The organism is Breznakiella homolactica (assembly GCF_016616095.2).
GTDB lineage: Bacteria > Spirochaetota > Spirochaetia > Treponematales > Breznakiellaceae > Breznakiella > Breznakiella homolactica.
Genome location: NZ_CP067089.2, coordinates 4,265,238 through 4,284,648, shown reverse-complemented (window position 1 = coordinate 4,284,648; position 19,411 = coordinate 4,265,238). Strand labels below are relative to the sequence as shown.

Below are 19,411 nucleotides of genomic sequence, written 5' to 3'. Positions count from 1 at the left end.
AGTAAAGGCTGATCTCCTAACCGGGAGAATCAGCCTTTTGTTTTTGGTATGTATTCCCGTAAAATTACAGAGAAATAACCCCTTCAGGTGAACGTCCGCTTTCCGTACCGTCGGCATAGACCACCGATACGGAATAGGAAAGAGACTGCCCGCCGCTGACATCCATATCAACACAGTATGAACACTGGAGGGGCTTATCCTTATTAATGCACACCCCCGGATCATCCGTACCGAGTCCGCGGTAAATATAATACCCCGCGAGATCAGGGCGTTCAGAAAAATTCCAGCGGATAAATACCTGGGTGTTTCCCAGGACACCCTTCTCCGCCGCAAGCACCGGGGCGTTTGCGATTGCCCTCTCAGATCCCGCCGCGGCCGGTTCCGAACGGCGGACCAGCAGCAGAAGGCTTACCGCGTGCAGAGGAAGATGGACTTCGGCATTGTATGAGTCCCTGCCGCTGAAACAAGAAGGGGCATCGTACAGTTCCAGCTCTTCCTTTTCTCGGATAAGCGCGGTCTGTTCCAGGGTCAGAGGATAGGGTTTTCCCATACGGCTCCAGGCGGCGTAGGCGTTGCTTGTCGAACCGTCAATCCGGTAATGCAGCACATCGTAGCAGGCCGAAGCGTCGAGGTTTTCCAGCCGGAGCCGGATGGTTCGGTCATTGACATCGTCGCTGAGGCCGTCTTCAAAATTCCACAGAAGGAATGAGTAGCAGGCTTCTTCTTTTCTTGTCGCCAGCACACCGTACTTGGTCCCGAACTCCGGATCATTGTTTTTTCCCGTATACCGTTCATCCCCCAGCTTTCCCAGGAGAGGAAAAATATTGAACATGGGTTTTTTGATAAAATCGGTACAAGGCGCCGGCCCCAGAGGAGTGAACTGGCTCCGGTTTCCGGAAAAAAAGGATTTTTCCCAGGGCAGATGGCAGTTGTCGCTGTCCACGATACTCAGGTTCAGATTGAGTTCATCCTGCAGAATGAGGCAGTACTGGTGGATCATTTTCCCGATGAATCCCGGGGCATAGTGGGTATTCCTAAAATTGAGCCAGCTTTTGTGGGAGATGCCCATGTTGCCTTCCCATACAATATCCGATTCATCATTGAAAAATTCTATGCCGGCAAAATCGGGAAACTCCCCGAGGACGGCGGCAAATTCCCGCAGGGGGTTAAAGAGGTAGTCCATGGAAGGGCCCACCAGATCCGGGTGACCGCCTTTGCTGTGGACGGAAATAAAATCCAGCCGCGTTCCGTATTCTCCGGTTCTGTAATTGCTGCCGTCATGACAGTGCCGCAGGAATGCCTTGTACAGCCGCTGGCCGTCCTCCCACTGTTTTACCGCGGGCCCGCCGACCTTCAGCCTGGTATCAATCCGGTGGATAGCGTGCTCAAAGTAATCATAGAGCGCGAAAAAGGAAGACGGGTCTTCGTTCCACAGCGGATACTGCTCCGGCTCGTTGCATATTTCGAAATACCACTCCCTGACTTCGTCAATGCCGTAGCGGTTTATCCAGTGTTTTACAAAAGCTTCGGTTACTGCTTCCCAAAGGGCAAAGGTTTTCGGAAGATAATATTCCGTATCGCTCCGGGCGATGCAGCCGGGCATATAGACGGCTTCCATAATGGGATGCATCCCATGGCCGATGATAATATCGTATACCGCGTCAACCGGCTCCCAGTTGAAAACCGGCTTTCCGTCTTCATCAAGGGAAACCACAATATCAACTTGGCCGCTGCCGTTAATAACAGGGTTACCGTAATCCAGACCTTCACGGGTGATATAATAATCACCCTTTCCGTGGAGACTGAGTATATTATGGAGCCGCATGTACAAAGGGTATCCCTGATAGGACGCAAGGCAGTCGTACATACGTTTTACCGGCGGTGTATAGGTATAGTCGGCATTGGCGTATCCCGTCGCCCGGAAAAAATGCTTAAAAGGTTTTGTCTCCGACCGGAGATCAACGGTCACATCCTTAAAAATCATAGCGTCATCCTTTTACGCCGGCGCTCATGAGCCCGGATTTTATATTTCTGTTGCAGAAAATAAAAACAATCAGCAGCGGTATGATGCTGAGCAGCACCGCCGCGGTCAGCTGCCCGTATTCCTTGAAAAGGTCATTGGAAAACTTACTCAGTCCCAGGGTCACGGTTTTCATTTTTTCTTCGGTAACCACCAGGAGGGGCCAGAAAAAATCATTCCAGCTCCAGGTTGCCTTGATAACGATAAAGGTCACGATAGGCCCTTTTATCATAGGAACAATGATCTTCCGGAAAATCCAGAATTCTCCGGCGCCGTCGATCCGTCCCGCCTCAATATACGAGAGCGGAATCGGTTCGATGGATTCCTTAAGGAGAAAAGTCCCGAAGGCGGAAATAAATCCCGGCACCATCATACCCGCGTATGTGTTAATCAATCCCATTCGGGAGATAATCATAAACAGCGGAATGGATACCATTTCCATAGGGATCATTACGAGACCGAGGAACATGTAGAAAACGATATTCTTTGCCGGGAATTCATACTTCGCGAATCCGTACGCCGAGGTAAGCGCGAGGAACAGAGAAGGTATGAGGGAACACACCGTTACAATAAGGGAATTGTAAATAAACCGGTAGAAGGGAACGCCGTTCAGCTGGGACGCGTATCCGAAAAATACCGCCTTGATGTTTTCGAAGTTGGCAAAGGAATCGGGAATAATCCTGTGCCACAATGTACGGTTGGGCATGTCGGTTATTTCCGAGGGGTTTTTCAGCGCCGTCAGGACTATCATAACAAAAGGGACTAGGATAAAAATAAAAAAGCAGGTAAGCAGAAAATAGGTAACTATTTTCCCCGCGATGTACTGCGCTTTTTTCATCGGACCTCCGGGCTGTCTTAAAATTCGACTTTCTTTCTCAGGACCAGCTGCTGGAACAGGCTGATACAGAAAAGGACCACGAGAATCAGCACAGTCAGCGCTGACGCCATACCGTAATTCTGATTAAACAAATCCTTGATCAGATAAATCATTATTGTTTTTGTCGATCCCGCAGGCCCGCCGCCGGTCGCGACATATATCTGATCAAACGCCTTGAAGGCGAAGATTGTTTCCAAAGTCAGCACCATAACGAGCTGGGGATTTATCAGCGGAAGGGTAATTCTGAAAAAACGCTGGAAAGCGTTTACACCGTCAAGCTCCGCAGCCTCGTACAGTTCCCCGGGGACGTTCTTTATTCCGCCAAGGAGGATCATGATACTGAAGGGTGACCGTATCCAGAGTGTAATTATCACGGTTGAAATTAACGCCGTGTTTGTTGCCCGGAGCCATGACGGAGGATTCACCACGTGAAAAAATTTGAGGATGTTATTGATGAGCCCCAGGTTAGGATCGAAAAGCCAGTCCCAAACCATGCCGGCACTGACCATGGAAACCATGAACGGAAGAAATACCAGGGTTGTCAGCAGGGAAGAAAAACGCCCCGTAAACCGGGAGAGGGTATTCGCGACCCATAGGGCAACGGTAATCAGCACGGGAACCGTCAGCACAACATACAGGACAGTCACCCGGATGGATTGAAAAAAATCGGTACGCTGGAACAGATTTGTATAATTTACCATCCCGATAAAATCACTGGTACCCATGAGCAGGTTAACCTTGCTGAAGGAATTAAAAAAACACAGGACCAGGGGATAGAGAAAAACAAACAGATAATACAGAAACGATGGAAGCACGAACGCAGCGCCGGCTAACGCGTATTTTTTCTTCATATTCATGGACAGCCCCTCAAACCGCTGACCCGGCGGCGCGCCGCTGGATCAGCGTGAATCCTTAATTCTGGTCCAGCACCACCTGCATTTTATCCGCCAGTTTATCCAGTTCCGTTTTAACATTAGCGCCGTTCACTACGGCAGCCACCGAGTCACCCACCATATAGGCGACACTGGAATACTTCGGGCTGACATCATATATCGGCGCCGGAGCTTTTGAAAGGGAGCCTATCATTGCTTCAGCGTAGGGCAGTTTTCCGAAGTAGGGATTGTCCATGGTCATGGTCGCCCCCAGTACCGGAGGATATCCGGCAGGTTCATGGAGCATGATATCGTATTCCGGCTTGGCAAGTTCCTTGAAGAGAGCAACACAGATATCTACATGTTTTGACTTTGCGTTTATCATATTGCTCCAGGGCGCGCCGCCGCCGTGGGACGCGAGGTTCTTCGTGCCGGAAATATAGGGAACGACAATAAAGTTGATGTTCGGCGCCTTGTCGATTATATCCTGGGCAAACCAGCCTTCCCGGAAAATCATGGCAGTCTGTCCCGACTGGAACGCCGTTTCGGGAGCGCCGAATTCCAGATTAACCACCCGGTACTTTGTTACCAGGTCCTGGTAAAACTGGAAGGCCGCCGCCGAGCCCGGGCCGTTGATGTACCCCTTGGCGGTTTTCAGGTCCTCGGAAAGTACCCGGCCGCCGAACTGGTGGATCAGGGGAATGAATTTTCCTGACACACCCTCGCCGCCGCCCAGGAAACGGGGATGGTACCCGGACCGGACAATAGCGTTCCTGCCGTCGTATTTCGTCATTTTTTGGGCGGCTTCAATAAATTCATCCACGGTCTTGGGATAATCCGTTTCCGGATTGAGCCCGGCTTCCTTCATATAATCGGTATTAATGTAGAGCATCTGGACGGATCCGCCTTCCGAGGGGAAACCGTACCGTTTCCCGCCGAACATTCCGTCATCCTTGTACGCTCCGGCCAGCGCGTCGGTCCAGGTTTTCTCAAGGTCCGCGGGGAACGGCAGCGCGATAGGATTGGCGCCGCCTTCCAGAGCGTAGTCGGACGCCCGGGCGAGGAACATATCCGGTCCCTTGCCGCTGGCGAAAGCGGTCAGGTATTTCGTTTCATACCCTGAATATTCAATCACCTCAGCCCGGCAGGTGACATTGTCATAGCCGATTTTCTTAAGGGCCGCATTGGAAGCATCCGCAAAGGCCTGAACAAACTGCGGCGACTGGCCGTAATGGCTCCAGTACACCAATTCGATCGGTTTTCCGCCGTCACCGTCATTCTGGCCTCCCGCAAACACAGCAGCGGTCCATAAAACCGCGAGGCAGAGTACAATACCGCAGAACTTCTTCATAATCATCTCCTTTTGTCAAAACGGTTTTGACAACTCTCAGTTTTCCGCATCCACCAAAATATGGATGACATCATTGCTCTTATCGTTCCTGATATCGAAGGCTTCCTGAATTTCACTCAAAGGATAAATACGGTCTATGAACTCTCCCGTGTTGACGAGGCCGTCCTTTACAAGGGCAATACCCTCTTTAAAATACCGGTACATATCAATATCCCGCTTCGGCTCCGTGGCGAGGATCTCCAGACGCATTCTGTGGACCTTGAAGAAATCCAGCTCCTCATGGCAGATCCCGATTCCGCCGTACATGACAATCTTTCCCGCCGTCCTGGCGCAGGCCATGGCGTCGGCCACGCTGGCGCCTTCGAGCAGACAGGGAATCACGATGTCGAAGCCGTCGGGAAAATCCTTTTCCAGTATATCCATGGTCGGGGTGGTTTCGGAGGGTATCTTATACGTCCTGGTCGCACCGTATTTTTTCGCCAGTTCCAGGTTGCGGTCCTTGGTATCGGTGACCACCAGTTCCTTTGGTGAATAGAGCGCCATTACCTGGGTCAGAACGAGTCCGCTTACGCCCTGGCCGGTTATCAGCACGGTCCTGCCGGAATCGCATTGGGAGAGTTCCGCCGCGTGGATGACCCCGGGCAGAATTTCAATCAGGCTGATATCCTTCATATCAAAATCATCGGGAACAACCTGTACGTTGAAGGGACGGCAGACAATGTATTCGGCATAGGCTCCCCATACGTACCGGCAGGTTACTTTCTGTCCCGGTTTGAGTCCCCGTATATTTTTTCCGACCTTGTCGATAGTCCCGGCGACCTCATGGCCCAGGCGCGACGGGAAGCTGATGAATTCCGGTTTGCGGTTTCCCCGGTAGGCTTCCAGGTCGGACCCGCAGATTCCTACGTACTTAATTTTTATCCGGAGTTCATCATCCGACGGCTCGGGAATTTTCGCGGCCACCACTTTCATCCGGAAGGGTTTTTCCAGAATCGCCACCCGCTGCGTACCCGGAGCGGTAAAATCATCAGAGTATTCAAATTCAGCAAATTTCATTTTTGTCGGCATAGCAATATCCTTCCTATGCCGAGATTCTACCCCCGGTTTTTTATTTCCGTATTTAGCACAGACGGGCACTTTTTTACCAAATTCGGAATAGCCGGAAATCCGGCGGGATTAAACAGAACAGAAAGTCTTACGCGCCGGGGCCGCCGGACAGCTTTTTTATGAGCAGGGTATTCTCAAATCCCGAATGAATGACCACATCCTTGCCGATATCCGACCAGGCATCGTTCCGCCAGCGGGCGGGAGGAATGCCGGTATTCTTCTTAAAGCTCCGGGAAAACTGGTGTACGTTGGAATAGCTCAGGAGTTCGCTGATGTACTTGATTTCCATTTCCGTGTTCTTGAGCATTTCCTTGGCTTTATACACTTTATAGGCTTCGATAAATTCCACCGGGGTCATGTTCATCTCCCGGAAAAATATCCTGCTCAGGTACCGGTAAGAATAATGCATCTCCGATTCCAGGAGAAACGCGTCGATCCGTTTTTCGTAATTCAATTCCACGAAGCTCAGTATTTTCTGGGTTATAGGCGAAACCTCACGGTCGGGGATCAGGTTGGGCAGGGGTTTTTCCTCGGCGGGCTTTTCTTTGCCCAGACGGATCAGTTCAATCAGGATCTGCCCCAGTAGCAGCCTGCAGTTTTCCTCATACAGTATTTCCTGAAGGTTTCCGTTTTCCCGGATCTTCTCCAGCAGGTCGTAAATCCTGTCGAAAAATTCCGCGGGATACTCCCTCATAATGGATGGCAGCCCCGTGCAGTGCCGGACCAGTTTCCGGGAGTGTATCCGGAATTTCGTGTCCAGGGTTTTAAAGCCGCCGGCGCCGACATCGACAAAACCGTGTTTCGCGTTGGGAGGAAAGAAGAGAATCGCCGGGGCCCGGATCGGCAGACTGCAGTTGTCAAGGATAAGGGTAGCCGCGCCGTCAATGCAGTAAATGAGCTGGTAAAAGTCCCTGTGGATATGGGGAGACAGCATCCAATCCTGCTTGTAATCAAACCGGGCAATCCACAGGACTTCGATATCGTTGAAGCATTCCGCCATACTATACAATGGGGCTAAATGTTAAATATGTCAATTTGGAAAACGGGACAATCGCAGTACAGCGATCATCCCACAGCAGCGTGGTGATACCAATTCCGGGAGTCCCGCTGAAAAAAATCCCCGGATACGCATCCGGGGATTTTCCGGTTATAGGTTCAGCAGGTACTGGTTAACAATATTTTCGAGGCGTTCCTGTTTTCCGCTGGTAATGCCCGCATTGCCGTAGACCGTTCCCAGGGCCGCGAGTTCCTGGAGGCTCATGCCGCCTTTTTCGAATTTCGCGCCCTCCCCGGAATCAAAGGACGCGTACCGCTGTTTAACGAATCCGCTGAGTTTGCCGTCGTCGATCATGCGCTGGGCGGCAATCAGGCCCGCGGCGAAGGCATCCATACCGCCGATATGGGCTTCGAAAAGATCCGCCGGGTCCACGGAGTTGCGCCGGATTTTCGCGTCGAAGTTAAGCCCCCCGGTGGTGAAGCCGCCGGCGCGGAGAATGGCGTACATGGCCAGAGCCGTCTCGGTGTAGCTTGTGGGGAACTGGTCGGTATCCCATCCGTTCATGGGGTCACCGCGGTTGGCGTCCACCGAGCCGAACAGACCCATGGAAGCCGCGGTCTCCAGTTCGTGGAAGAAATCGTGCCCCGCTAGTTCCGCGTGGTTGGCCTCAATATTCATCCGGAAATCCTTGTCCAGGCCGTAGTGCCGGAGGAACCCGGCCACGGTCTCCACGTCAAAATCGTACTGGTGTTTGGATGGTTCCATGGGCTTCGGTTCAATATAGAACATCCCCTTAAAGCCCCTGCCCCGGGCGTAATCCCTGGCCATGGTCAGGATCATCGCCAGATGGTCCTTCTCACGCTTGAGGTCCGTGTTGAGAAGGCTCATATACCCTTCCCGGCCGCCCCAGAAGGTATACCCTTCCCCGCCGAGCTCGATGGTCGCGTCAATGGCGGTCTTTATCTGGGACGCCGCCAGAGCCACAACTTTGAATTCCGGGTTGGTGGCGGCGCCGTTCATAAACCGGGGATGGTTGAACATATTGGCCGTTCCCCAGAGGAGGTTGACCCCCGTAGCCTTTTGCCGTTCCTTTGCCTTTGCCACAATGGCCATGAGGTTCTTCTCGCTTTCCGCCGGGCTGCTGCCTTCGGGGGCCATATCCCGGTCGTGGAAACAGTAGTACTCCGCCCCGAGTTTCGTGAAGAACTCAAAGGCCGCGTCGAGTTTATGCTCCGCCGCTTCCATGGGTGAGGACGCATCCGCGGTCCATGGGTGGACATGGGTGGCCGACCCGAAGGGATCCGAACCGTCGGCGCAGAAACTGTGCCAGTAAGCCACCGCGAACCGGAGATGGTCCTTCATCTTTTTTCCGCCCACCGTTTTTTCGGGATCGTAATATTTAAAAGCCAATGGGTTATCGCTTTTCGGTCCCTCGTAGGAAATCTTTTTGATTCCGGGGAAATATTCCGTATTCCCCTTAAAGTAATCCGCCATAACTGCCTCCAGGAAAATGCTGTATTTTTTGAATAATAGGCCCATTTTCCCCGTCTATCCATAGAGAATATTGACGAAACATATCTATTATTGACATAGTAATACCATGCGGATAAAGGACGCGGTATACGTCTATAAATTTGTCGGAGGCGGCGCCTCTTCCTGGCACGGCCGGTACCATATCCATGAACCCGGGGAATATGAGGTTCACCTGTTTCTGGAAGGAGAAGGCGCGTTTCTGCTCAACCGGTCCAGATATTTAATTGAAAAGAACCGCCTCTTCCTGACGAGGCCCCGGGAATTCCATGCCATACTGCCGGACGCGGTAAAACGGCCCATAAGCTATTACGCCATTCTGTTTGAGCCGGACTCCGAAACCGCCGATGACCAAACCCTGGTTTCCCTGATTCAGCGGGGAAATCCCCGGAACAGGGTCGTCGCGCCCATTGAATCCCGGGAACGGTTTTTAATTGAAGAACTGTACCGGCTTTCCCGGGACACGGATCAGGCACGGCAGAAACCGGCGGAATATCTGTTATTGAGCTTGCTCCACCGGTGGTTTACCGATTCCCGGGAAACCGACAAATCCCCGGGCCGCCATGAACCCAATGAACACGTGGAGAGTTCCCTCCGGCTTATGCAGCAGTCCCTGCGCCAAAAACTTTCCGTGGGGGATATGGCGGGGAACCTGGGACTTTCGGAGGAGTATTTTATCCGCCTCTTCCATAAGGAACTGGGCATGTCGCCCTTCCAGTATTTTACCCGCCTCAAGATTGAGGCGGCCTCTTCTTTCCTGGTTGATTCAAACCGGACCGTGGGGTCGGTGGCGGACTATTTCGGCTTTGAAAATCCTTTCCATTTTTCACGGATCTTCAAGAAGTGCACCGGCCTGGCGCCCCAGGAATACCGGCGCACTTTTTCACACCATCACAAAGATGACAGCCATTAAACCCGTTCACCGGTAAACTGCGCCGGAACTTCCTCATCAAGGATAACCGTAATATCGACGTTCCGGTTGTTCCGGCGGACGGTAATTGCCAGGGAATCCCCTACCCGGTGATGGTCCACAATTTTCTTTACATCCGCGGCGCTTCTGATGTCCGTTCCCTCAACCTGCAGTATCCGGTCCCATTTCTGGAATTCCCCGGACGTTTCGGCGGAGGTAATGTATACCCCGGGCTCCCGGAGCCGGTACATGTACAGGGCGCTGCGGCTTCTGATTTCCGAAATACCAACACCCAGGGCGGGACGGCCGGTAACGTAGCCGTGTTCAATCAGTTCCGTTACAACCGCTTTGGCGGTGTTTACGGGAATAGCGAATCCGAGGCCTTCAATATCGCTGCCGCTGGATTTGGCGTTGACCACGCCCACGAGGTTTCCGCTAAGGTCGAATAAACCGCCCCCGGAGTTGCCGGGATTGATGGCCGCGGAAGTCTGGAGCAGGCTCATGTAATCGCCGTCGATCAGGATCTCCCGGTCCTTGGCGCTGATAATGCCTTCGGTAACCGTACCGCCGAGACTTCCCAGGGGGTTACCGATGGCCAGAACCGGCATACCCACATTGACCGAAGCGGAATCCCCGAAAACCGCGGGGATGAGGTACTGGGCATCCACTTTAAGGACCGCCAGATCGGTCCGCTGATCGGTTCCCACGAGTTTCGCCGGATATTCCACCCCTTCGAAGGTACGGACCGTGATGGAGGTGGAATCGTTTATCACATGGTGGTTGGTCACGATGTAGCCGTCTTCGGATATTATGACCCCGCTGCCGGCCCCTCCGGTGATGAAGCTGCCGAAGATGGGATGGGTAACCTTGGATTCCGTGGCGACCTCAACCACCGACGGAACGGTCCGGGCGGATACGGCCTCCATGGCGGACGCCGAAGCGGGGACCGGATGGGACGCATCGGAAGGCAGCGGCGCCGCGGTCTGCATGGTTACCACCGGTCTGACTGAACTTTCAACCATTTCCCGGACATTATTTTTCAGAAGAAAATACGAAACAGCCCCGCCGATAACACCGGCGGCAAGAACGGCAATAAGCAGCCAGACAGTCCGGGTTGTATTTTTCCGGGAATTTTTCTGCTCCGGTACTATTCTGTATTGTGAATCATCTCCATACATGGCATCCTCCTCAGCCCGGTTCGCGGCATAGGCGTACCGGGCTTCTAAATGGAAAATACCCAGGAAATACGGCAAAAACAATTAACAAATTATAATAAATATCCGGTAACGGACATTTCCGGGAAAATGTCTTTTTTACGGAGCGGCCCAGGGGTTATCCGAAGGGATGATATCCTCCAGGATACGGTACTGGCAGGCGGCCATTTCCTCCAGGGAAATGGGGTACCCCTGCTCTATCCACCACAGGGTAACCCCGGAAATACCGCTGGTGTAAAACGCGGCCATCAGCGGGAGGGGCCCGGGGAATTTTCCCCCTTCTTTCTCACGCATTTTGAGCAGTTCCAGCAGCAGCTCCGAAAAATACGTCCTGAACATGATCGCCAGTTCCTGATTGCTGTCCCCGGCAAAAATATTCCTGAAGATATTCGACTTGCTGCTGATAAGCTTAAGCCCCCCGGCGAGGCGCTCCTTAGGGCCTTTCTGGGCGTTTTCCCTTTCAAGCTGCTTCCGGATTTCGTCCAGGCAGTACCGGAGCAGTTTGTACTTATCGTAAAAATGGACGTAGAATGTCGAACGGCTTACCAGGGCCTCCCGGCAGATATCGTTAACGGTAATCTTCTGGAAACTGTTTTCCTCCAGAAGATTAACCAATGCCTGTCCCAGGGACCTCCGGGTTTTAATAATCCGTACATCCTGATCCGGACTCTGTGCTTCCATCCTACCTCCGCAGTATAGAGAAACTATACACCAAAAACGGCCCGCTGTGAAGAAACCGGACAGTTTTCCGGAAATGTCTGGAATCGGACACTCCCGCGGTATTGTAAATTGCTCGGAACGGCAGACCGGCGTATCTTATTCATAAGACGCTGAACGGAAGGAGAAAATACCATGAATCCGGATCAACAATCAGAAACGGATGAAGTCACTTACGGAGAATCCGACGTACGGCTTTTGGAAGAATCACTCAATTCCATGGAGTCTGAACTCCATGAAAAATACTGCAGGATCGGCAAGGAAATTCTGGAAACCGTAGAGAACGAGAACAGAAACATCAGCACCCTGGTGGATATGATTATCGAAACCCGCCGCCGTCTTGCATCCGCACGGCAGGAAAAAAAATGCCCCTCCTGCCTGAGCTTCAACGACCGGGACAGCCTTTTCTGTAAGCGCTGCGGAAAACCGCTGACCGGCGATAACAAGGAGAAATTACAATGAAAAGAAGATCAACATTCGGATGGATAGAACTGATCCTGGGAATCCTGCTTATCGTTCTGGGAATACTTACCTTCAGAAACCCGGTATCGGCCCTGGGCAGCTTTGTGGTTATCTACGGAATTGCCGCCATAGTCAGCGGGATTGCGGATATTGTTCTGTACGTACGGCTGCAGCGCCGCACGGGATTCGGTCCGGCAACCGCAATTATTTCGGGGATTCTGAGTATCCTCGTCGGCATTCTGCTGCTGTTCAACATCAACGCCGGCGTGTTTGCATTCAGTTTCCTTTTCCCTATTTGGTTTATCGTGCACTGCATTGCCCGGCTTTCAAACCTGCCGCTGATCAGAGCCATCGGAGGAAACGGCGCCTATTGGTGGTCCATGATAATAAATATCCTGGGACTCATCCTCGGTATTGTACTGCTCTTTAACCCCTTTGCTTCGGCGCTGTCCATGGTATACCTCATTGGAATTTATCTGGTAGTCCTGGGAATCGGAAGCATCGTTACGGCCTTCAGCCGGCTCGGACAGGGACGGTAATTCCATAATGCTGCCGGCGGATATAAAGATCCGCCGGAACAGCAAAAACAGACGGAGCGCCGCTCCGGCAATACTACAGGAGAAGGAAGAATGGAAAACAACGAAAACAACAACAAAGACAATGAAACCAATCCCCAGGGAAAGGGACACTTCAACATATTCAATTTTCTGATCATCGGATTCATCCTTACGTTTGTACTGAATATCGTAATGGCGAACCGGCTCGCGAACCAGAAGGTACAGATAGAATACAGCCAGTTCATCCAGCTGGTGGAAAGCGATACGGTAAAACAGGTACAGATTGAAACGGACCAGATAGCCCTGACCCTCAAACCCGAAGCGGACCGCGCGGAAGTGCAGCGGATCCTCGGGATTGACGAAACAGCCCTGGAAGAGATGGAGCCGGCGGTACAGAACCGGTTCCAGCAGATGGCCGAACAGGCCCGGCAGAACCAGGTGTACTACACCGGCCGGATCGAAGACCCGGGCCTGACCGAACGGCTCCTGGCCCACGACGTGGCCTTCTACCGCCCCATCGTCCAGAACAACCCCATCATGAGCTTCATCACCAGCTGGATCTTCCCGATTGTGATCTTCTACGTGATCTACTACTTCCTGATGCGGAGCCTGTCCAAGCGGATGGGCGGCGCCGGCGGCATGGGCGGCCTGATGAACGTGGGGAAATCAAAAGCCAAGTTCTACGATATGGAAAAGAACACCGGCGTGACCTTCAACGATGTGGCAGGCCAGGATGAGGCGAAGGAAAGTCTGACGGAAATGGTGGACTTCCTGCACAGCCCCGAGAAGTACCAGGAGATCGGCGCGGTGCAGCCCAAGGGCGCGCTGCTGGTGGGTCCCCCGGGAACGGGCAAAACCCTGCTGGCGAAGGCGGTGGCCGGGGAAGCGAAGGTGCCCTTCTTCTCGATATCGGGCTCCGAGTTTGTGGAAATGTACGTGGGTGTTGGCGCGAGCCGGGTGCGGGACCTGTTTGAGCAGGCGAAGAAACAGGCGCCGTGTATCATCTTTATTGACGAGATAGACGCGATCGGGAAGAGCCGGGACAACCAGCTGGGGAGCAACGACGAACGGGAACAGACGCTGAACCAGCTGCTGAGCGAGATGGACGGGTTTGATTCATCCAAGGGCATCCTGATACTGGCTGCGACGAACCGGCCTGAGGTACTGGACAAGGCATTGCTGCGGCCGGGGCGGTTTGACCGGCGGGTGATTGTGGAGAAACCCGATCTTCCGGGACGGGAAGCGATATTGGCGGTGCACGCGAAGAAGGTGACCCTCGGACCCGACGTGAATCTGCGTGACATAGCGCTGGCGACCAGCGGGGCCGCGGGAGCGGACCTTGCGAACATGGTGAACGAGGCGGCGGTGCGTGCGGTGCGGCTTGGACGGAAGGAAGTGCTGCAGGAAGACCTGATGGAAGCGGTGGAAGTGGTGATTGCGGGCAAGGAGAAGAAGGACCGGATCATGAACGCGAAGGAGAAGCGGATGGTTGCGTTCCATGAGGTAGGGCACGCGCTGGCGAGCGCTTTGCAGAAGAACAGCCAGCCGGTACAGAAGATCACGATCGTGCCGCGGACCATGGGGAGTCTTGGCTATACGATGAACATGCCCGAGGAGGAACGGTATCTTCTGACGAAGAGTGAACTGCTGGCGCAGATAACGATGCTGCTGGCGGGGAGAGCCGCTGAGGAAGTAGAGTTCGGAGAGATGAGCACGGGAGCGTCGAATGACATAGAGCGGGCGACGAAGCTTGCGCGGAACATGGTGACACAGTACGGGATGAGCGACAAGTTCGGGATGATGGGACTTGAGAGTACCCAGAACCAGTATCTTGACGGACGGAATGTGTTTACGGGATCTGAGAGTACGGGAGCCGCGGTGGACGGAGAGGTATCGAAGATCATCGATGAGTGTCATGAACAGGCGCTGAAGCTGCTTCGTGAGAACAAGGATAAGCTGGTTGAGATAGCTGAGTTCCTGGTGGAGAAGGAGACTATTTCCGGCGAACAGTTCATGGAGATTCTTAATAAGGATAAAGCAACCGCCTAGTTTGATGGTTTCAGTCTTAAAAGCCCCCGGATAATCCGGGGGCTTTTTTAGTATGGAGATTTTTTCAGGTTTACTGTACATCGATGCCGGTCCTGTACTACAATGCATCAGCTTACAATCAGAGGAACCAATGAAACGGGAAGATATACACACAGTACTTATAATAGGATCCGGGCCTATTGTTATCGGTCAGGCATGCGAATTCGACTACTCCGGAACCCAGGCGTGCAAAGCCCTCCGGGAGCAGGGATACAGGATTGTCCTGGTTAACTCCAACCCCGCAACCATTATGACCGATCCGGTTATGGCGGATGCCACCTATATCGAACCCCTCAACCTGACCCGGCTTGAACAGATTATCGATAAAGAACGGCCGGACGCGCTCCTGCCGAACCTCGGTGGCCAGACAGGCCTCAACCTCGCCAGCGAACTCCACAAGGCGGGAATCCTCGAGAAATACGGGGTTCAGGTTATCGGGGTTAACCTCGACGCCATTGAACGCGGTGAGGACCGGGAAATCTTCAAGAAGACCATGGGACAGCTCGGCATTGAAACGCCCCGTTCCGATATTGCCTATACCGTGGAAGAAGCCGAAACCATCGCGGCGGAATTATCCTATCCCGTGGTAGTCCGCCCGGCGTATACCATGGGCGGTGCCGGCGGCGGCCTGGTCTACAATATTGAGGAACTCCGGACGGTGGTGAGCCGGGGACTGGAACTGTCCCTTACCCGGCAGTGCCTGATCGAGGAATCGATTCTGGGCTGGGAGGAACTCGAAGTCGAAGTGGTCAGGGACAGCAAAAACCAGATGGTCGCCGTCTGTTTTATCGAAAACATCGACGCCGTGGGTGTCCATACGGGGGATTCCTTCTGCGCCGCTCCGTTTCTTACTATAGATAAGAAGCTGGAAGAGCGTCTTCAGTGGGAGGCTTTTAAAATAGTCGAATCCATCGGTGTTATCGGCGGTACCAACGTACAGTTCGCCCATGATCCGGAAAGCGGCCGGGTGGTCATTATAGAAATCAACCCCCGCACTTCCCGCTCCTCCGCCCTGGCGTCAAAGGCCACGGGCTTCCCCATCGCCCTGATTTCCGCGAAACTCGCCGCGGGTTTGACCCTGGATGAAATCCCCTACTGGCGGGACGGAACCCTGGAAAAATACAGCCCCTCGGGGGATTATATCGTCCTTAAATTCGCCCGCTGGGCCTTTGAGAAATTCCGGGGAGTGGAGGATGTCCTGGGGACCCAGATGAAAGCCGTAGGCGAAGTCATGGCCATCGGAAAGACCTTTAAGGAAACCTTCCAGAAAGCTATCCGGGGACTGGAAAACGGCCGCCACGGACTGGGATTCGCCAAGGACTTTAACCGGAAAACCCTGGAGGAACTCACGGACCTGCTCCGGCAGCCCTCCAGTGAACGGTATTTTCTATTATATGAAGCCCTGCGCAAGGGAGCGGATATTGAAAAACTCCATGAGATAACCTATATCAAACCTTACTTCCTGGAACAGATGCAGGAACTGGTGGAACTCGAAGAGGAACTGCTGAAAGAACCGGGACGGATTCCCGAGGACGCCCTGCTCATCCGGGCAAAGAAGGACGGGTTTTCCGATAAATACCTCGCGAAGATCCTGGGCATCCGGGAACAGGATATCCGGCGGCGGCGGACCGAACTTGGGATTGTCGAAGGCTGGCACGCGGTTCCGGTTTCGGGCAAGGAAGACAGCTATTACTACTATTCAAGCTACAACGCCCCGGACAGTTCCCGGGCAAGCGCCAACAGCAAAAAAGTTATGATCCTCGGCGGCGGCCCCAACCGGATCGGCCAGGGTATTGAATTCGATTACTGCTGTGTCCACGCGGCCTTCGCTCTCCGAGATATGGGCTACGAAACCATCATGGTAAACTGCAACCCCGAAACCGTTTCCACCGATTACGACACCAGCGACAAACTCTACTTTGAACCGGTCACTCTTGAGGATGTGCTCCAGATTTACGAAAAGGAAAACCCCTGCGGGGTGATCGTCCAGTTCGGCGGCCAGACCCCGCTGAACATCGCCCGTGAACTGGCGGACCAGGGGGTAACCATCCTGGGGACCAGCATTGAAAGCATCGACATTGCCGAAGACCGGGACCTCTTCAGAAAGATGATGGATCAGCTCGGCATCCCCATGCCCGAGGCGGGGATGGCGTCGGATATCGGCGAAGCCCTGGACCTCGCCCAGACCATCGGATACCCCCTCATGGTCCGGCCCTCCTTTGTTCTGGGCGGACAGGGAATGGAGGTCATCTACGACGAAACCATGCTCAAGGAATACGTTGCCAAGGCCGTGGGAATTACCCCTGACCGGCCGCTGCTCATCGACCGGTTCCTCCGGAACGCCCTGGAGTGTGAGGCCGACGCGCTGTCCGACGGAACCGACGTGTATATACCGGCGGTCATGGAGCATGTGGAGCTCGCGGGAGTCCACTCCGGGGACTCCGCCTGCATTATTCCTTCTATTTCAATAACCAAAGAAAACCTTGAAACCATCAGGGATTATACCCAAAAGATAGCGAAAGCCCTGCGGGTATGCGGCTTAATGAATATCCAGTACGCCATAGAAGACAGCACAGTCTACGTACTTGAGGCGAATCCCCGGGCGAGCCGGACCGTCCCCCTGGTATCCAAGGTGTGCAACACCCAGATGGCAAACCTCGCAACCCGGATGATGATGGAAAAAAAACTCGGCGACCTCGGCCTTGCGGACAAACGGTTCCGCCATTTCGGAGCCAAGGAAGCGGTATTTCCCTTTGATAAATTTCCCGGGGTTGACCCGGTCCTGGGTCCCGAGATGCGTTCCACCGGTGAGGTCCTTGGCCTGGCGGACAACGCGGCGCTGGCTTTCTACAAATCCCAGGAAGCCGCCGGAGCGACCCTTCCATCGGACCCCGGCACCGTTCTCATCAGCCTCTCCGAACGGACCGGGGCGAATTCCAAAACCGCGCTCCAGGCGGGATCACTGTTCCATGAACTGGGTTTTACGATATTGGCCACCGAAGGAACCGCGGAGTTTTTCCGGGCGGCGGGTATTCCCTCCAAGGTTATCGCCAAAATACATGAAGGCCGCCCCAATGTGGCCGACGTTATCGTCAACCGCGAACTGGTCCTGGTCATCAATACCCCCAGTCCCCGGCGTGACGCCATAGCGGACGAAGAGGTAATCCGGAAGGCAGCGCTTAAATACAAGATACCGTATATTACCACCATAGCGGCGGCCATTGCCGCGGCCCAGGGTATCGGCGCGGCCCGGAACGGAAGGGGCAGCGTTAAATCCCTGCAGGAGTACCACCGGGAAATCGAATAGCGGCTTCTAATTTTCCCGGCAGGCTAGGGATATTTCCTTGGCCGCCGGGGAAAACAAATCGACAGTTCATAGGAATTTCTGATTACCAGGTCTTTCTGTTCCTTTTCCAGTTCCACAAGCCTGGTGACATCTTTGAACACGATGAGAACACCGCCGGCAGTACCGGTATCATTGATGGTTTTATGTATCGGCGCGATAAAAACCTGGAAATACCGTATTTCATCGGAGGCATGGAGTACAAAATCGAGTTCCGTCGATACATCACCGGTAACCGCCTGTCTGGCCGCGGCTTCAAGTTCCTTTGATCCCGTGAGGGAATATATCGAAAGATTCCACAGAAACATTGAATCATTTATATTGAACAGTCTGCGGCCCAGGGGGTTCACCAGGTACAGTGTAAAATGCTCATCCATGGCTATCACCGCGTCGGACATACAGTTCAGTATGGCTTCCAGGTACCGGCCTTCATTTTTTGCCTGTTCAGCCCGGTAGGTAAGCTCCGCGGCCATGGTTTTAATAGCCATATCAAGGTATTTGAATTCTACAGTGGTGGAAATAAACGGAGCGTGGAGATTTTCAGCCCGGATGCTTCCGGCATCCGAAACCGATGAGGTCAGCTGTATCAGATGATCGATTGACCGCGACAGGGATCGGGCAAACCGGTAAATTCCCCAAACGGCAATCACGATCACGACCAGACAGGAAAGCACCACCGGCATCAGCGCCGGAGCAAGGCGCTGCCACATCGAGGGAACCACCTTGGACAACCGGAAGATACCGATAGGATTGCCGTCATTCCCGTAGATGGGAGCCGCCGAATATACGGCCGCGGCTTCCGCGCCCGGAGAATCCCCGGTTTGGCTCGAATCGGCGACGACGGAACCGCCGCTGTCAATAAGGGTAAAACGGAGGCCCGCTATTCCATTCAGCCTTCTGAACCAGCTGGCCGCTGGTTTACCACCCCCAACGGTACCGGTCTCAAGGGCGGACCGGAAAAACCCCTCCGGCAGTACTGCCTGGATCGTACAGGAGAAGTCACGAAGAACAGCCAGGCTCCTTTGATTATATAATTCATTGAATGTAATTAAGATATACACCATAAACGAAAGAGAGACCCCCAGCGCCGCAATGGTAAGGGTCAGGAGACTTCTGCTGAATAGTGTTTTCATTTTTTTAATTGGGGCGGCTAAATATCTCTGTTCTCTCTACAATACCACCGCCATCCTCCGTTTTATAAATACCAAAATATTCTCTCTCTTCACACTGAAAGGCCAGCTACCGTTTGGAAATTTAACCCAATAATAATACATTTTAGCGTATTGTTTTATATTGGGCAATTTTTTTGAATATATATGTGAATTTTACACATCCGCCGCCGGCCTTCTGTTTTTATTTCCCTATT

The 19,411-nt window shown here is 53.3% G+C and carries 15 protein-coding genes; 5 read left to right on the top strand and 10 right to left on the bottom strand.

Going from position 1 to position 19,411, the window contains the following annotated elements; all coding sequences use genetic code 11:
• Positions 1-64 precede the first annotated feature (64 nt).
• From JFL75_RS19220 to xylA, 7 genes are all read right to left on the bottom strand, one after another.
• Positions 65-1,984, bottom strand: a complete 1,920-nt coding sequence (locus JFL75_RS19220) for a GH39 family glycosyl hydrolase (RefSeq protein WP_215628292.1) — start codon at positions 1,982-1,984, stop codon at positions 65-67.
• A 4-nt stretch (positions 1,985-1,988) separates the two neighbouring features.
• A complete protein-coding gene (locus tag JFL75_RS19215) occupies positions 1,989-2,858 on the bottom strand; it encodes a carbohydrate ABC transporter permease (RefSeq protein WP_215628290.1) in 870 nt (289 codons plus the stop codon).
• 17 nt (positions 2,859-2,875) lie between these two features.
• A complete protein-coding gene (locus JFL75_RS19210; RefSeq protein ID WP_215628288.1) occupies positions 2,876-3,754 on the bottom strand; it encodes a carbohydrate ABC transporter permease in 879 nt (292 codons plus the stop codon).
• Between the two features lie 55 nt (positions 3,755-3,809).
• Positions 3,810-5,120, bottom strand: a complete 1,311-nt coding sequence (locus JFL75_RS19205) for an ABC transporter substrate-binding protein (RefSeq protein WP_215628287.1) — start codon at positions 5,118-5,120, stop codon at positions 3,810-3,812.
• 36 nt (positions 5,121-5,156) lie between these two features.
• Positions 5,157-6,188, bottom strand: coding sequence for a zinc-dependent alcohol dehydrogenase (locus JFL75_RS19200; protein WP_215628286.1), 1,032 nt, complete (start codon positions 6,186-6,188; stop codon positions 5,157-5,159).
• Positions 6,189-6,315: 127 nt separating this feature from the next.
• Complete coding sequence (locus tag JFL75_RS19195) at positions 6,316-7,227, bottom strand: helix-turn-helix domain-containing protein (RefSeq protein ID WP_215628285.1); 912 nt, start codon at positions 7,225-7,227, stop codon at positions 6,316-6,318.
• Positions 7,228-7,374: 147 nt separating this feature from the next.
• Entirely contained in the window at positions 7,375-8,718 is a 1,344-nt protein-coding gene (xylA, locus tag JFL75_RS19190; RefSeq protein WP_215628284.1) for a xylose isomerase, read from the bottom strand.
• 106 nt (positions 8,719-8,824) lie between these two features.
• On the opposite strand from xylA, the gene JFL75_RS19185 reads away from it, so the two are divergent.
• Positions 8,825-9,667 carry an AraC family transcriptional regulator gene (locus JFL75_RS19185; protein ID WP_215628282.1) on the top strand — a complete coding sequence of 281 codons (843 nt, stop codon included), beginning with the start codon at positions 8,825-8,827 and terminating at the stop codon, positions 9,665-9,667.
• Here the strand turns inward: JFL75_RS19185 and JFL75_RS19180 are convergent.
• Both JFL75_RS19180 and JFL75_RS19175 read right to left on the bottom strand, forming a co-directional pair.
• Complete coding sequence (locus tag JFL75_RS19180) at positions 9,664-10,842, bottom strand: S1C family serine protease (protein ID WP_215628281.1); 1,179 nt, start codon at positions 10,840-10,842, stop codon at positions 9,664-9,666. The genes JFL75_RS19185 and JFL75_RS19180 overlap by 4 nt on opposite strands.
• 135 nt (positions 10,843-10,977) lie before the next feature.
• Complete coding sequence (locus JFL75_RS19175) at positions 10,978-11,559, bottom strand: TetR/AcrR family transcriptional regulator (protein WP_215628280.1); 582 nt, start codon at positions 11,557-11,559, stop codon at positions 10,978-10,980.
• Positions 11,560-11,730: 171 nt separating this feature from the next.
• Between JFL75_RS19175 and JFL75_RS19170 the strand changes: the two genes are divergently transcribed.
• The 4 genes from JFL75_RS19170 to carB all read left to right on the top strand — a co-directional run bounded on the left by JFL75_RS19170 (position 11,731) and on the right by carB (position 18,009).
• Complete coding sequence (locus JFL75_RS19170; RefSeq protein ID WP_215628279.1) at positions 11,731-12,057, top strand: zinc ribbon domain-containing protein; 327 nt, start codon at positions 11,731-11,733, stop codon at positions 12,055-12,057.
• On the top strand, positions 12,054-12,596 hold the full coding sequence (locus tag JFL75_RS19165) for an HdeD family acid-resistance protein (protein ID WP_215628278.1): 543 nt from the start codon (positions 12,054-12,056) through the stop codon (positions 12,594-12,596). The genes JFL75_RS19170 and JFL75_RS19165 overlap by 4 nt, the downstream gene beginning before the upstream one ends.
• Before the next feature lie 90 nt (positions 12,597-12,686).
• Entirely contained in the window at positions 12,687-14,663 is a 1,977-nt protein-coding gene (gene ftsH / locus JFL75_RS19160; RefSeq protein WP_215628277.1) for an ATP-dependent zinc metalloprotease FtsH, read from the top strand.
• A gap of 130 nt (positions 14,664-14,793) precedes the next feature.
• Positions 14,794-18,009: a carbamoyl-phosphate synthase large subunit gene (gene carB / locus JFL75_RS19155; protein ID WP_215628276.1), complete on the top strand. Its 3,216-nt coding sequence runs from the start codon at positions 14,794-14,796 to the stop codon at positions 18,007-18,009.
• 23 nt (positions 18,010-18,032) lie between these two features.
• Here the strand turns inward: carB and JFL75_RS19150 are convergent, their stop codons facing one another.
• Positions 18,033-19,178, bottom strand: a complete 1,146-nt coding sequence (locus JFL75_RS19150) for a hypothetical protein (RefSeq protein WP_215628275.1) — start codon at positions 19,176-19,178, stop codon at positions 18,033-18,035.
• Positions 19,179-19,411: the final 233 nt, after the last annotated feature.

Bases quoted from the DNA above. Each gene is read 5' to 3' on its own strand.
- JFL75_RS19220 (WP_215628292.1), bottom strand. From the start codon at position 1,984: ATGATTTTTAAGGATGTGACCGTTGATCTCCGGTCGGAGACAAAACCT.
- JFL75_RS19215 (WP_215628290.1), bottom strand. From the start codon at position 2,858: ATGAAAAAAGCGCAGTACATCGCGGGGAAAATAGTTACCTATTTTCTG.
- JFL75_RS19210 (WP_215628288.1), bottom strand. From the start codon at position 3,754: ATGAATATGAAGAAAAAATACGCGTTAGCCGGCGCTGCGTTCGTGCTT.
- JFL75_RS19205 (WP_215628287.1), bottom strand. From the start codon at position 5,120: ATGAAGAAGTTCTGCGGTATTGTACTCTGCCTCGCGGTTTTATGGACC.
- JFL75_RS19200 (WP_215628286.1), bottom strand. From the start codon at position 6,188: ATGCCGACAAAAATGAAATTTGCTGAATTTGAATACTCTGATGATTTT.
- JFL75_RS19195 (WP_215628285.1), bottom strand. From the start codon at position 7,227: ATGGCGGAATGCTTCAACGATATCGAAGTCCTGTGGATTGCCCGGTTT.
- xylA (WP_215628284.1), bottom strand. From the start codon at position 8,718: ATGGCGGATTACTTTAAGGGGAATACGGAATATTTCCCCGGAATCAAA.
- JFL75_RS19185 (WP_215628282.1), top strand. From the start codon at position 8,825: ATGCGGATAAAGGACGCGGTATACGTCTATAAATTTGTCGGAGGCGGC.
- JFL75_RS19180 (WP_215628281.1), bottom strand. From the start codon at position 10,842: ATGTATGGAGATGATTCACAATACAGAATAGTACCGGAGCAGAAAAAT.
- JFL75_RS19175 (WP_215628280.1), bottom strand. From the start codon at position 11,559: ATGGAAGCACAGAGTCCGGATCAGGATGTACGGATTATTAAAACCCGG.
- JFL75_RS19170 (WP_215628279.1), top strand. From the start codon at position 11,731: ATGAATCCGGATCAACAATCAGAAACGGATGAAGTCACTTACGGAGAA.
- JFL75_RS19165 (WP_215628278.1), top strand. From the start codon at position 12,054: ATGAAAAGAAGATCAACATTCGGATGGATAGAACTGATCCTGGGAATC.
- ftsH (WP_215628277.1), top strand. From the start codon at position 12,687: ATGGAAAACAACGAAAACAACAACAAAGACAATGAAACCAATCCCCAG.
- carB (WP_215628276.1), top strand. From the start codon at position 14,794: ATGAAACGGGAAGATATACACACAGTACTTATAATAGGATCCGGGCCT.
- JFL75_RS19150 (WP_215628275.1), bottom strand. From the start codon at position 19,178: ATGAAAACACTATTCAGCAGAAGTCTCCTGACCCTTACCATTGCGGCG.